General features: G+C 41.5%; 9 protein-coding genes. 4 read left to right on the top strand and 5 right to left on the bottom strand.

The window, feature by feature from the left end; genetic code table 11:
• Positions 1-719 precede the first annotated feature (719 nt).
• Positions 720-2,399 (top strand): glycoside hydrolase family 15 protein, encoded by a 1,680-nt coding sequence (locus BP549_RS15280; RefSeq protein WP_292382061.1) that lies wholly within the window; start codon positions 720-722, stop codon positions 2,397-2,399.
• 204 nt (positions 2,400-2,603) lie between these two features.
• Here the strand turns inward: BP549_RS15280 and BP549_RS15275 are convergent, their stop codons facing one another.
• The 5 genes from BP549_RS15275 to BP549_RS15255 all read right to left on the bottom strand — a co-directional run bounded on the left by BP549_RS15275 (position 2,604) and on the right by BP549_RS15255 (position 10,228).
• Positions 2,604-3,041: a GNAT family N-acetyltransferase gene (locus BP549_RS15275; RefSeq protein ID WP_292382059.1), complete on the bottom strand. Its 438-nt coding sequence runs from the start codon at positions 3,039-3,041 to the stop codon at positions 2,604-2,606.
• A gap of 35 nt (positions 3,042-3,076) precedes the next feature.
• On the bottom strand, positions 3,077-4,354 hold the full coding sequence (locus tag BP549_RS15270) for a M20 metallopeptidase family protein (protein WP_292382057.1): 1,278 nt from the start codon (positions 4,352-4,354) through the stop codon (positions 3,077-3,079).
• Between the two features lie 551 nt (positions 4,355-4,905).
• Positions 4,906-7,407: a tetratricopeptide repeat protein gene (locus BP549_RS15265; RefSeq protein WP_292382055.1), complete on the bottom strand. Its 2,502-nt coding sequence runs from the start codon at positions 7,405-7,407 to the stop codon at positions 4,906-4,908.
• A gap of 801 nt (positions 7,408-8,208) precedes the next feature.
• Positions 8,209-9,690, bottom strand: coding sequence for a hypothetical protein (locus BP549_RS15260; protein ID WP_292382054.1), 1,482 nt, complete (start codon positions 9,688-9,690; stop codon positions 8,209-8,211).
• Between the two features lies 1 nt (position 9,691).
• Positions 9,692-10,228 carry a hypothetical protein gene (locus BP549_RS15255; protein ID WP_292382052.1) on the bottom strand — a complete coding sequence of 179 codons (537 nt, stop codon included), beginning with the start codon at positions 10,226-10,228 and terminating at the stop codon, positions 9,692-9,694.
• A gap of 416 nt (positions 10,229-10,644) precedes the next feature.
• Between BP549_RS15255 and BP549_RS15250 the strand changes: the two genes are divergently transcribed.
• From BP549_RS15250 to BP549_RS15240, 3 genes are all read left to right on the top strand, one after another.
• On the top strand, positions 10,645-11,256 hold the full coding sequence (locus BP549_RS15250) for a hypothetical protein (RefSeq protein WP_292382050.1): 612 nt from the start codon (positions 10,645-10,647) through the stop codon (positions 11,254-11,256).
• 107 nt (positions 11,257-11,363) lie between these two features.
• Positions 11,364-11,963 (top strand): hypothetical protein, encoded by a 600-nt coding sequence (locus tag BP549_RS15245; protein ID WP_292382049.1) that lies wholly within the window; start codon positions 11,364-11,366, stop codon positions 11,961-11,963.
• Positions 11,964-12,018: 55 nt separating this feature from the next.
• Positions 12,019-13,257 carry an ATP-binding protein gene (locus BP549_RS15240; protein ID WP_292382048.1) on the top strand — a complete coding sequence of 413 codons (1,239 nt, stop codon included), beginning with the start codon at positions 12,019-12,021 and terminating at the stop codon, positions 13,255-13,257.
• Positions 13,258-13,724: the final 467 nt, after the last annotated feature.

Raw genomic sequence — 13,724 nt, 5'->3', positions numbered from 1 at the left:
TTCAATAACTTAGGGACACGACCGTTATTTTCCAGCCAGCGAAAAGTTCAGGTGAGGTATCTTTTTGGTACTGTCTTTAAAAGTTAATCAATAGTTAACTTTCTTTTCTACAGGCTCTTTTAAGGAAGGAATGTTTAAGGCTAAAATCTAGTTCTTGCTAAAATCCAGTTCTTATAAGATTTTTTAATTTGGTTTTAAAATAATTCTTTATACTAAACTATTTTAGGTAATACTTTCATTTCTCGTGATGGGTTATATCCAAGAAGGAGAATCCAATCTGACAGAACCAATATATTTCGAGACATGGGTTGGATTTTACGTACCTGAGTTATTGTTAAATTACGGGGTAGTGGAAATTCAAAGGAAAGCAGGAGGTATCCGAAATTAGGCCGCTAATTTTCGGAAATGGAAGAATCCTGGTTTGTGAAGATGAAAAAGGAACTATAAGGGATATTTATTTTCCATATGTAGGGCTTGAAAATCATGGTAACTCGATAAAGGTTGGCATATGCGATCTTGATTCCCTTTATTGCAGCTGGCTTGAAAACTGGAAAATTCGACAAAAATATAAATCCGAGTTTAAGGCAGACTTCTGTAGGCGTCTTCTTGAGACCTATGGAGAGCTTAGGGAAACTCTACAAGGGAAAGACGGTACTCATGAGAGCAACCAGGAAATTCCGGAGGTCTGCAGGGGAGTTGTCTCGAATATAGGAGAAACGGTGTTCGAAAATCCCGAAATAGGGCTCAGAATTACGGTCTGGGAAGCTGTCCATCCTTCGGTAAATGTTTTTTATAGGATTTTTGAGGTCATGAATATCTCAAATAAATCCAAACATCTGCGTCTTTTCTCAAACCAGAACTACAGGATTCTTGAGACCAAAATTGGGGAAACTGCTGTAATTGATAAACATACGCTCATCCATTACAAGCGCGACCGTTATTTTCTGCACGCAAGTGACCCTGTATTTGACCAGTATGCAGTTGGGACTGCAGAATGGAAAGAGTTTGAGGGTACCTGGAGAGATATGGAAAATGACGCTTCACTTAGCGGTAACCCTGTTGCCCACGGCTCGGTAGATTCCACCCTTGGCTGGACTCTTCCAGAACTGAAGCCGGGAGAATCGACAAGGGTACACTACTGGATTGTTCTTGGGAAAAAGTACTGCAGCGTTCTTCAGATACATAAACAGGTAAAGGAAGCCGGAAGAAAAGCCCTCTTCCATCTTAACTTCAATTTCTGGAATTCGTTTATTGAGAGAGTATCCGTCCTCCCGGAATTTTCCCGGATGCCTCAGCTTCCTCAGAATGTCTTAAAGTGCTTTTACAGGAGCCTCCTTGCAGTTGTCTCCCACATGGATATTACAGGCTCGATAATTGCTTCCTGCGATTCGGATATAAAGCAATTCGGAGCAGACCTTTACACCTATTGTTGGCCAAGGGATGCAGCCTGGGTTTGCCTTGCACTCGATAGAGCTCGGTATCATCACCTGAGTACTGAGACATTTGAATTTTTCTCAAAAACCATCACCCCCAGAGGTAACTTCCTTCACAAGTACACGCCTGCTGGAGATTTCGGGAGCACATGGCATCCTATCCCTATGATTCAGATAGATGAGACAGGGCTTCCTCTTTATTCACTCTATAACAACTGGGAGATTGCAAAGAGCGTCTGGACAACAGGCAGATACTACAGAAGGCTTGTAATCCCCACAGCTAACTATCTTGTAAAATCAATTGATTTGGAAACAGGCCTTCCAATTTCGAGTTTTGACCTCTGGGAAGAACGAAAAGGCGTGCATACTTACAGCGCTTGTACGGTCTATGCCGGCCTCAATGGGGCCTATGAACTCTCCCGCTCCCTTGGCGATTATGACAACGCAAACTCTTGGAAGGAAGCTGCAGACCTTATCAAGGCATCGATTCTTGAGAAACTTTACGATGACCAACTAACGCGTTTCCGCCGCTCACTTAACGATCCTACTCTTGATTCTTCGGTTTTTGCAGTCTGGTACTTTGGGATTCTCCCACCCGATGATCCCAGAGTCGTCCGGACAATGGAAGCTATTGAACGCGAACTTAAGCGCCCTTCAGGCGGGATTGCCAGGTATCTTCACGACACTTATTTTGGCTATATGAACAGCTGGATTATCTGTACTCTCTGGCTCTCACAATGGCATTCCGCAGTCGGTAACCTTGATCGCGCCCTCGAACTCTTAGACTGGTGCGCAGCTCACGCCCATCCAACAGGCCTTCTGTCCGAACAGATTGATGACAAAGGAAAAACTCTTTCGGTCCTCCCCCTTGCATGGTCCCACTCAGCATACGTCCTCGCAGTTCTCGAATACCTGCAAGCCCTTGAGGAAAAAGAAGGCAGCTCATGCCCTTATCCGGAAAAATAAACGTCATTTAAATGACCACGAAAATACGGAAGATTCTACAATTTCTGTCCCATAAATCAGTCTTCTTGGCTCAACTTGGTATCTTCATTATAATTCAGCCCTCTTGAGCAAAGCGAAAAGGGCCTCGTGCTCCCGAAGCGAAATTCGGGCAGCGAAAAGGGCCCCGTCCTCCCGAGACAGGACTCGGGTGACGGAGCTCGGGCGTTAAAACATTTTCTCGAAATACATATACCCTCTCTCTTCTTTCTGGAAAGTGAAACCGTGCTTGAGATACATGTCTATCGCTTTCGTGAGGGTTGAATCAGTTTTAAGGACTACGCCTGAGCAGTTTTTCTCAGTAAAATTGAGAGCAGTCCTGAAGAGCTGTTTTCCGTAGCCTTTGCTCCTGAAGGCTTTTTTGAGATAAATACGTCGGATTTCGCACAGATTTCGATCAAGTTTTCGGACGCCTGCTGTGCCTACGACTTTATCATCGACGATTCCCACGAAAAATGTGCCTCCGCTTCCAAAGTAATAATCGTTTATGTCATTGAGGTCGGCGTCTTTTAGCCTGTCGGGCTCAAAGCCATGCTCCATCAAAACTCCAAGCACAACGTCACAGACCTCTTCCTTTCTGGAATCCTCGTATCTCTGGATTATCATTTATTTCACTCCACAGCGGACAGTTCACTTCTTCTTCACCTGTCGGTCTTCAGTCTCTTTTTCAAGGGTTCGAGGTTGAAATTGCTCTGGGAATTGAGATATTTTTCCGGGTTTTTAAGGAAGTCCAGAGAAACGGTATAAAGTATCTCCGTGCCAGTGATAAGGATCTCTTCATCAATATCGAATGTACATGAGTGATTGATTTCCAGGATCTTTTTTTCCGGGTTTCGGTTACCCAGCGAAATGAAAATTCCTGGAACTTTCTGCAAATAACTTGCAAAATCTTCGGCGGCAAAGGTTTTTTCGATTTCAGGGTAGACTGTAAGTTCAGGGAAACTCTCCTGCAGCTTTGAATTTACAGCATCTGTAAACACAGGATCATTCACAAGAACAGGATAGCCGTGTAATATATCAAGTTCGTAGTCAGGGAAGCCTGAAAATTCTTCTCCTGGCTTTGCGTATCTTTTTACTACCTCATCCAGGCATTCCTTTATCGTCCTATCAATAATGTCTGTAGTCTCCCTGTCAAAGGTGCGGTAACTTCCGAGAATCTCTACAGTATCAGGAATTCTATTGAACTGGGCTCCTCCTCGAATCCTTCCCACTCCAATAATATACTTATCCGACTCAAGCTGCTTTTCCAGGGCAGGGTAAAAATTGCTCATAAAATCCGTTGCCATTCGAACAGGATCAATGCAGCTTTCGGGCTTTGAGATATGCCCTCCCTTTCCCGTTAAGATAATTTCGAACCTGTTGGTGCTTGCCATAAAAGACCCAGGACGGAGCCCTACACTTCCGGATTCGTGATTAGTAAAGATGTGCATGCCCATAACCGCGTCCACATCCTCAAGTCCCCCTTCGGCAATTACCCTCTCCGAACCTCCTGGTGGGATTTCTTCGGCGGGCTGGAAGATAAGGTGAACTTCTCCTGGAAAATCCAGATTTTCCTGAAACAGCCTTGCAGCCCCAAAAAGCATTGCCATGTGCCCGTCATGCCCGCAGGCGTGCATTACTCCCTCATTTCTGGAGATATACTCACTATTTCTTTCGGTTAATTCTTCCTGTACCTGCAACCCATCAGTATCGGACCGAAGAGCAATACATGGGCCGGGTAATTTCCCACGGATAGTTGCAAGTACGCCGGTATCCGCAATTTTTCTGGCTTCTATTCCCAGATCTCCAAGGATCTTCAGGATTCTCTTCTGGGTTTCATATTCTTCAAAACTGAGTTCGGGGTATCTGTGAAATTCGCGCCTGAGCTGTATAATCCAGGCTTCAATCGCTTCTGCACTCGGATTCTCTCTCAAAAGCATTCCCTCGGATGTTCTGCATTTGCAGCCTATTCCGTTTATTTTTTCGATAATGCTCAGTATTTTGTTTTACTCCTTCAGTATATATTACTCCTAGTATAATATTACTCCATTTTTTACTTCGTGTTCATTATTTAATAGTTGGAATTAGATATTTGATTCAAGATGAACATGAATTTGTATTTTATAGGATTTGTAATACGAATATTAAATAAGATAATATCCGATAACAAATCATTAACAAATATTAAATATTTATATATTTAACATGTACATACCCATTCAAAAGACACCAAGACAGATATACCTCCTAAATTCGTGAATCAAACATATCTGGGAATTCCTCACCTGTAAGTGTAGACAGATAAGGAATTTTCAGGTGTAAGGACACAGCAAGAAATGTTCTGTTTTTCTGTTAAATTGAATCTTTTTTGAAATAATAGCAAACAAAGGACTGGCCTTTTAATTTGGATATACAGATATTACAGGCTTCGTTCACAATCTTGAGATTACAAAAAGAAAAAAAATAATATTCAGTACCTTTTTCTTTTAACTCACCGGTTCTTCACTTCCATTTCTATATTGGCAAGCAAGATCTCAAGGCCTTCAATTAAATTGTCCCCAACAGGAATACCCTCTTTTACGTAGTAATCGAGTTTTAAAAGGAGCCCGCTAAGTTCACTTTTGTGTTCCAGGGTATATGAACATAGCTTTTTAAGATGTTTGATCAATCCGGGTTTATAGTTACTCTTTGCGTAGAGGAGCACAAGTTCGGATGCCATTTCAACTGCCATAACAACTAGCTTATGAATCTTATCTTTGTTCACCTCAGTTGCAATAAATTCGGATGTGTTAGATAAAGTATCCTCATAGAATTTTTCTTTAAGTATAAGGAGCTCAATGGCTTCAAGAGCATCCATGAAATCTGCTACGTTCTGGAACCTGTTTTCTTTCCTCTTCTCAAGAAGCTTTTCAAATACCCCGTCGTAAAGGGAAAATTCAGGCCTGTGCTCTGAGATTGTCACGGGTCTTATATCAGGGGAGCAGGTATGGAATAGAATTTCTTCCGGATAAGACGCATTATAAGGCAACTCTCCGCAGAGCAACTCGTAAAAAACAACTCCTAACTGATAGATGTCAGTCCTGTAGTCTGGTTCCCCATAGGTCTTCCGGTCAATTTGTTCCGGGGCTGCATACATAAGAGAGCAAGCATTGTGAGAAGTAAAGGAGTTTCTTGCCCCAAGCTTTGCAATCCCAAAATCCGTGATCTTCGGATTAAGGTCGCTCTGGAGCAGAACGTTCATGGGTTTTATATCGCGATGATAGACATTCATAGAATGGGCATGGGAAAGTCCTGCGGCAATCCCCCGGATAATTTTCAAAGCTTCAGTTTCAGACAGTGGTTTAGGGTACTTCCCAAGTTCTCGGACAAAAACGCCATTCTTTTCCACCCCTTCAACATACTCCATCTCCAGGTAAGGTACAGGCAGCATATCGGCTTTATACAACATAACTATGTTTGGGTGACTTAGGTTATACCAAGCAGCAACTTCGTTTATGAAAAAAGAACTCTTGCTCTCATCAATTTGCGGGACTTTGAGAGCGATAACTTTTCCGTCTTCCTTTCTTTTTGCTTTGAAAACTTTTGCAAACCCACCTTCTCCAATCATTTCGAGAGGCTCATACTTAGAAAGTAGTCTTGAAGGGAATCCCCCTAAATGAAAAGTAGCATCTCTCGGAGGCACTACATTTCTCGTATAGGGCTCTTTGTTGCCCTCTTTTGACTTGATAGGCGGTACAAACTCGTTATCTTTCTCATATAAATTTGGCCCGGAAGGTAAAAATTGAGGTGTGTCTCTCCCCCGTTTTCTCTTCAGTTTTATAATGGAAAAGAGCGCAATTACTGATGCAGTCAGCAGAATGAAATTATTGTCTTTAATTCCCAATTTTATTCCATCGAGCTTATTCTCTCGCTCCAATTTATCAATAGCATTTTTTTTGCCTTCCTGAGCTTTTTCAAAGTACGGATCAAGGGAGAAGACTTTATTATAATATGATATTGCTTGTTCATATTGGCCTAAACCACTGAGAGCATTTCCTTTACCACATAAAGCATTTATGCATTCTGGATTCTTTTTTAGCTCGACATCATAATCTAGTATTGCTTCTTGATACTTACCCAAACCAGTTAGAGCATCGCCTTTGCCACACCAAGCATGTATATACTCTGAGTCCAGTTTTGTAACTTCCTCATAGCAAATTTCTGCTTCTTTGTACTTCCCAATTTCATTCAGAGCAACCCCTTTATTATACCAAGCAGCTGTGTACTTTGGGTACAATTTTATAGCTTTCTCATAACACCTTATGGCATCTTTGTTCTGTTTTAATTCTTTAAATGTAAGCCCTTTACTATACCAGGCAGTTGCATAGTCTTGATCCAAATCCAGAGCTCTATCATGATATTGCAAGGCATCTTCTGGTTTGCCTGATTCTCTATAACAATATCCTATATTATTCCAAGCTCTTTTATCATATGGGTCCAGATCAAGAGCCACCTTTTCATAGCATTTTCTAGCCTCATCATATCTACCCAACTTACCAAGCGTATCTCCTTTGCTGTTCCAGGCAACAGTGTACTTCGAATCCAGTTCGAGAGCTCTATCATGATAATTAAGTGCTTCTTCGGACTTTCCTGATTCTCTATAGCAATTTCCTATGTTATTCAAAGCATCTTTATCATCTGAATCCAGTTCCAGAACTTTCTCATAACAGTCTATAGCTTTGTCATACAGACCTAATTTCTCTAAATCACTTGCCTTTTCATTCAAAGCAAATTCCAAGTTATCCACTGCATCTTCATTACTTGGGTCTAGTTCCAGAACTTTCTCACAACAACTTATAGCTTCATCATACCGACCTAACTTATTAAGACATCTTCCTTTTTTAGTCAGGGCCTCCACATTGGAAGGGTCAGATGCTAAAGCTTTATCATAATTAACTAAGGACGATTTATAAAAGCCTAATTTATAATCTCTATCTCCAGCCTGGATTAACATTTGAATATTATTTATACTTATTCGTCTGAGCAAATCCTCATTTTGATCAAAATATGTTTCAGCAGCAACGATCTGAAAAGTAGAACTTAGTAAAAAAAATATAATCAATAATTTGCTATATTTTATCATAAAATAGTTTCGACATGGAACTTGCATCGTTTCCTGATAACTATTCATAGTTTCACAACCCAAAAACTTAACTTCGATTTTGAATTTTGTTCCAATTAACAACCCTAATCTTAACTTGTTTAGGACGTTGCAAAAGTCTATGATTACCAAAATTGTAACTATTCAAATTGACTGGGATGTATTGTGCATAACAAATAACGTAACTTAAGTTCCGTATTTTAGGCGCATAAACGTTTTATGATATCGAAGTATCCACTTAAGTTTAAGCACATATCTTAGTAACAAACTTTTAAAATTGTGATCTATTGACCTTATACACTTCCATTACTATACATATGCGCTTAATATTTAGGCACTAAGCATGTAAATTAAGTCTCTTGATGTTGCTACGGATATCTGAATAGTTGCCGCATTTTATATTTATGAATAAAGTTGCTAATGTAGCAGGGTATAAGATACACTCTTAATAAACTCTTCGATTCGAATTTCAGCAAGTGGTATAATTTTATAATGTCTAGAATTTTTACGATGCTCTCGAGTGAGGTTCAAGAATGCTGTTGTACTAGGCAGAGAAATTAGGAAAAAAGTAAGGCATGAAAATGCTTAGAGTGATAGAGAGAACTATCTTTCCATAAAAATTAAACCAATCACCATTGCTTAATCACGTTAAATTCAAGAGTTCTCCTGCATCATGACGAGCCCTACATCCTTAACGAACTGTATTTTCAAGCTCTTCTCGTCCGCATAATCATAAAATAAAGACTTCAGGAATAAGAAATTCCCAAAACTTTTTACAATGTCCTCAAGTACTACGAAATCGTTCAAGAGGAAACTGTCTTCGATTGTTTTTCTCACGGAAATTTTCAGTTTTTCATTCTTTTCGGTCTCGGTCTCAAGTTCACAGAGCTTTGCAAACTCCTTTGCCACCTCATCATGGGGATTGTAGAGCTGCTTTCCGGTTTCAAGGTCGAGTAGGCAGACTGAGAGATATTTTGAGAGGAAGTTCCTGTGGAAGTTTTCGCTTGAGATGTATTTGCCGACAGAAGCTTCAAACCCGGTGGGAGAGGCCAGGCAAAGCAAGACCCGTTCTCCTTTTTCTTTTGCCTCGTCCCGCGAATCCACAAGGCAGGCATTGAGGTCTTTGAGTTCCAGGGGATCGGTATCAAAACCCACTTCAGCATACTTCTCGACTCTTGCAGAGAAGAGAGCTTTCAGGTTGTAGCGCTGTTTTTTCCCGAGCAGCTTCTTTTCCGTCAAGAAGCCGACTAGGGAGCGATTTTCTGGAAGACTTTTCAAATCTTGTGCGCTCAGCCCGGATACTCCCGCAAAGCGGGAGGTGTCCACCTGCTTGATTTCCCGGAGCTCTTCGACTTTGTAAGTCCTGCTGGAGAAGGTGACTTTATTCCCCAGCCTGTACTCAAGCCTGCCGATAAAATTCAGTTCGTACTGTTTCACTTCGTCCAGCTTCACGTAGCGGGTGCCTTTCCCTTCCGCAAGGGTTTTTTCTGCAACAGGCATTCTAACCTTTTCTTCGACCTGTTCTACCCTGTTTTCAGTCTCATGCTCCCAAGAACCTATAAGACTTTTTAACCAATCGAGTTCCACGACCGAACTGCTTACAGCCAGATTGAGTTTTTCCTTGTAACCGTCCCATTTTTTCTTGAGGTAGTAGCGGAGGGTGAGCCTGAGACTCGGGTCTTCAAGCTGTCCATCCACCCAGGAGTCCATAGACACGTAATAATCCCTGAGAAGCTCAAGGACTTTGTCATCCTTTTGAATAAGCTTTTTTCTTATGTCATCTGCAGAGAGGATCTCAAAGAGATTATAACGTTCAATATTTCGAAAAAGTTTGACTTCTTTATCACTGAAGATATTTGCAGCCCCAAAAAATTCCCCGTTTTCCCGGAAACTTGCCGCAAGCACCAGGAGCGCCCCGTCAAAAAGAGAACAGAAGTGCTGGTCTAGATCCTTCAGAAATGTGTCACACTCCTCATCTAGGTAACTGTCGTAGTTCATCCGGATTTTGTTCCAGAGCTCGACCCTCTGCTCAAAGGCATCGTGCTTTACGGGCATCCCGACTTTGAGCACCCTTCTTGCGGGCTTCAGAAGTTTCTCAACACATTCGATATTTCCCTCTGCAAACAATTTATCCACCTTACCTTCCCAGGAAAATACTTATTTCTTCATCAAGTTTTTCAGCAATAAAATCTACAACATTTCCATATCCTTCGACGCTGACCACAAAACGCAGGTTTCTTTCCTCTTCCTCATCCCTGCGTGTGCAGCCAACCCAGCGAATTTCTATTTGTGCCTGTCCTTTTTTCGTGTAAGCAGTATAGTAGATAGCATTCTCGCGGGAGTATTCAAAACTCGCCCCAAGCTTGCTCATAAGGTAATTCAGGAAGCTCTGCACGGCTTCAAAACGCTCCGGACTCTCGTAGACAAGTTTCCTGCTCTGTTTTTCAACCGCAGGCTCGTAAGGTTCTACCCTGTATATTTCTACCTTTCCGGCATCGGTATCGAGCCTAGAATAAAGATCCTCGATAAACTCGTCTACGTCTGGACCTTCGAAAAGCAACACTGATCCTTTTGGCTTTTTTATTTTTGCCCTGTCGCCCCACCGCTCGACGGTGTAATCTATCCGTTTGCGTTCAGCATCCGAACTGTAATCAATAGTAAACAGATATTCCATCTTTAGAGAGTTAAAGTATTATCACTATATAAATATTCCTCCGTTTTGGAGAATTTAGAGGAATAAACCAATAAATCTAATTCATATATTTAGAAGACAAACAATAATCATCCAAATTGGAGAAATCTTAATATAGAGATAATACTCACAAATAATATGTTAACACTTAAAAGGAAACTAAGCCCTTTTTAGATATACTATTAGAGTTAAAATCTCATAACAAATTAAAGAAGATGAACCTGCTGACAAAGAAGAATTAATTTTCGAATTTGTGAACAGAACAGGTTACTCCAGTGGAATGAGATTTAACAAATAAAACATCGAAATACAATTTACAAAAACTTAGAAAAATGGAAACTGGAAAATAAGATTTAGAATTCAAGAAATAAATTAAGAAAAATTATCAGGTGAAGAGCATGGCACTCAAAGATCTAATGTATTCATTTAAGAAGAACCCGGTTGATAAGCTGAACCCCCGGGACCTCCAGGAAGAGGAGATCCGTCTGAAAAATCGCATGGAAAGACTCAGGAAAGATATCAATAAGATCGAGAAAGACAAGAAGCAAAAGTTTCAGGAAGGAGTGGGGGCAGACATGATTAAAAAAAAAATGCTTGCCCAGGAAATTAAGCAACTCGACACGGAAGCCCGGCTCAAACTCAAAAATTTCTCGACTATTAACAAGCAGCACATGTTCGTCTCAAACCTTATTGTAGTCAAGAAGTACGAACAGGATCTTAAAAAGAATAAGATCTGGGACAAGATCGGCAACATAGGGTCCGAAAACTTTGAAAGCGCTCTTATCAAGACCAACCTTTCAGGTAAAGAATTTGAAGAGGTCTTAAATGATCTGAATAGGGTTTTTGAGATGGACATAACGGAGTTCGAAGCAGGGGAAGATGAAGCCGAAAACCAGCTCCTAGACGCATGGAGCAGTGTGGAATCCGGAGCTATAGATGTGGATGAGGTGGAACAAACCCTTTCCCTTGAAAAAAGTCTTGAAAAGGAAAGGGAGGAAAAAGGACTCTAAGCTTGAAGTTTTAAACTCTAATTTCCAAACTTGAGTTCCGAGCTGAAATGCTAAAATTAAGGTCCCAAATTGGAAAAACTGAATTAAAGGCAATAGGGAGGGAATGGATGGGCATCTTTTCAAAACTATTCGGCAGCAAAGACCCTGTAGAGTCTACCACGACCGAAGACCTTCGAGTTATGGAGATTAAGCTGAACCGCAAAATCGAAGAACTCCAGACCGAGGTCCGAGAAGAGGAAAATGAGATCTCAAAACTTTTTGAGAAAGCGAGAGCCTCCAAATCCAAAAGTGAAGAACTGACACTGGCCAGACGCATAAAGACGATATCCCAAAAGAAAGAGATGAAAACCGCAGCTCAGGCCAAGCTTGACAAGGAACTACGAGCTGTTTCCAACATACTGATCTTAAAAGAGCACAAAGCTGACCTCCAGGCTGCAGGGGTCTGGGAAAAGGTCAAAAAGCTCGAGCCTGAGAAACTTGAAAACTGGTTGGTCACCCAGAATCTGGAAGCTCAGGATAGAGACTCAATCGTCTCCTCAATAATTGATATGACTTCCACAGCCATGCAGATCGGGATCGAACAGGAAGACGACCTTGAAGATATTCTGAGCGCAATCCGGGCTGTCAGGGAAGGAGACCTGGAGCCTGATGAAGCAGAAGAAGCAGTAAATGAGAACAAGGGGTACAGACCAAGGAATCTAGAATAAAATGTTTTTATGTTCTTAATAGCTCCGAGTCACTAGACATTAAGAGGTAAACGAAATGAAAGTGGATCTAACAGGCCCTCTGTACTCTTCCCTTGAAAACGCAACAGAAGAATACAAACAGGCGAAAGCCGGAGGAGATATCGGGCAAGCGAAGAAAAAGGCTCTGGAATGTTCGAGAATCATGAAGGTGCTGGCCGAAAAAATCCCTTCCCAGAAGGATGCCTATTTGAAAAAAGCAGAGAAATGGGAACGACTAGCCGACAATGTGAAAAATACAATCCTGGAAAGGAAAAATGTACCTATAGGTTCTGGAAGGGAAAGCAGGAAAATAGGAAGCGGAACAGGGAACAAGAGAGGGGGAGAGCATGGAAGTTCAGAAGAAGACGAAGTAGAAGCCGGAGACGAATTCATCTCCTACGCCGAATCTCTTATCGCAAAATCAAACGTACGCTGGGATGACATTGGCGGCCTTGAAGAAGCAAAGCTCCTCATGAAAGAGACAATTGCCATAGCAGGTCTCCAAAAACCTGAATCCATCAAACCTTGGAAAGGCATCATGCTCTTTGGCCCCCCTGGAACCGGAAAAACCCTCCTTGCTGCTGCAGCAGCAGGCAGCCTTGATGCCACCTTTTTTGATATCAAAGCTGACAAGGTACTTTCTAAATACTTCGGGGAATCCTCCAAGCTTGTCTCTGCCCTATATTCTGCCGCAAGAAAACATTCTCCTTCCATCGTTTTCATAGACGAATTTGATGCAATCAGCCTCTCGCGGGAAGGCGATATCAGCGAATCCTCACGCCGTCTACTCTCAACCCTACTTTCAGAACTCGACGGCCTACAGGATAAGAAAAGCGACCGCCTTCTGCTAACACTGGCTGCAACAAACACTCCCTGGGATCTAGACCCTGCAGTTCTCTCCCGCTTTCCGCGTTGGATCAAAGTGTCTCTCCCGGACAAAACCGCCTGTAAAGAGATCATCAAGATTCACATCAAAGACCTTGATGCCTCAAAACTTGACCTTGATAAACTAGCCTCCGCCTGCGTTGAAAAATGCTACTCTGGCCGTGATCTCCAGAACCTCTGCCAGCAAGCAGTCTGGAACATGATCCAGCAGGAGAACAAAGACCTGGACAGTCTTGCAGACCTCCCTTATGCAGAACTTAGTAAAAGAAAACTGAATGTAACTCCCCTGAAACACGAATATTTCGAGGCAGCTTTTGAGAAGATAAGGTCTCCTCTGACGAAAGAGCAGCTCGATAAGTACGAGAAATGGGATAAGGAGTTTGGAGGATAAACAATTCAGTAGGTTGAATGATGACTCCACATGCTATTTACAAAAATACTCTTGTACATCGTAAACTGTCAATTTGCCCAAACTGCTAAAAACTTACTAAGAAATATAATCTATTTAGGACTTACGCAGTTGAACAAAAAACTAGTAGCATGAAGCACCAAACTCTCCAAAGTATGATCTTCTTGCCAGGCTCTCATGTGCTTGGTTTTACATCTCAAGTGCGTAACTTTTACTATTATTGAAAATGAAGTTTAAAATCCACTCTTAAATGAAATTTAAATTCTCCTTATCATTAAAGTTGGCATTGGAGGCAGGTAAAATTGGGATTTAAAGATTTCTTTAAAAAGAAAGTTGAGATCTTCGTAACGGACAAAAAGCTAAAAGCTTATGATAACTTCATAGAGGCAGATTCAAAAAATATCGATATATGGAACTCTCTTTATGATCTGGGAAGAAAGGAAGAAGCA

Origin of the sequence: Methanosarcina sp. UBA289 (assembly GCA_002496565.1) — an archaeon.
GTDB lineage: Archaea > Halobacteriota > Methanosarcinia > Methanosarcinales > Methanosarcinaceae > Methanosarcina.
The sequence above is the reverse complement of the archived record's forward strand: the minus strand, read 5'-3'. Positions and strand labels throughout refer to the sequence as shown.

What these genes read in the sequence shown, in the direction of transcription:
- BP549_RS15275 (WP_292382059.1), bottom strand. Translation starts at nt 3,041, where the DNA reads ATGATAATCCAGAGATACGAGGATTCCAGAAAGGAAGAGGTCTGTGAC.
- BP549_RS15270 (WP_292382057.1), bottom strand. Translation starts at nt 4,354, where the DNA reads ATGCTTTTGAGAGAGAATCCGAGTGCAGAAGCGATTGAAGCCTGGATT.
- BP549_RS15265 (WP_292382055.1), bottom strand. Translation starts at nt 7,407, where the DNA reads ATGTTAATCCAGGCTGGAGATAGAGATTATAAATTAGGCTTTTATAAA.
- BP549_RS15255 (WP_292382052.1), bottom strand. Translation starts at nt 10,228, where the DNA reads ATGGAATATCTGTTTACTATTGATTACAGTTCGGATGCTGAACGCAAA.
- BP549_RS15250 (WP_292382050.1), top strand. Translation starts at nt 10,645, where the DNA reads ATGGCACTCAAAGATCTAATGTATTCATTTAAGAAGAACCCGGTTGAT.
- BP549_RS15245 (WP_292382049.1), top strand. Translation starts at nt 11,364, where the DNA reads ATGGGCATCTTTTCAAAACTATTCGGCAGCAAAGACCCTGTAGAGTCT.
- BP549_RS15240 (WP_292382048.1), top strand. Translation starts at nt 12,019, where the DNA reads ATGAAAGTGGATCTAACAGGCCCTCTGTACTCTTCCCTTGAAAACGCA.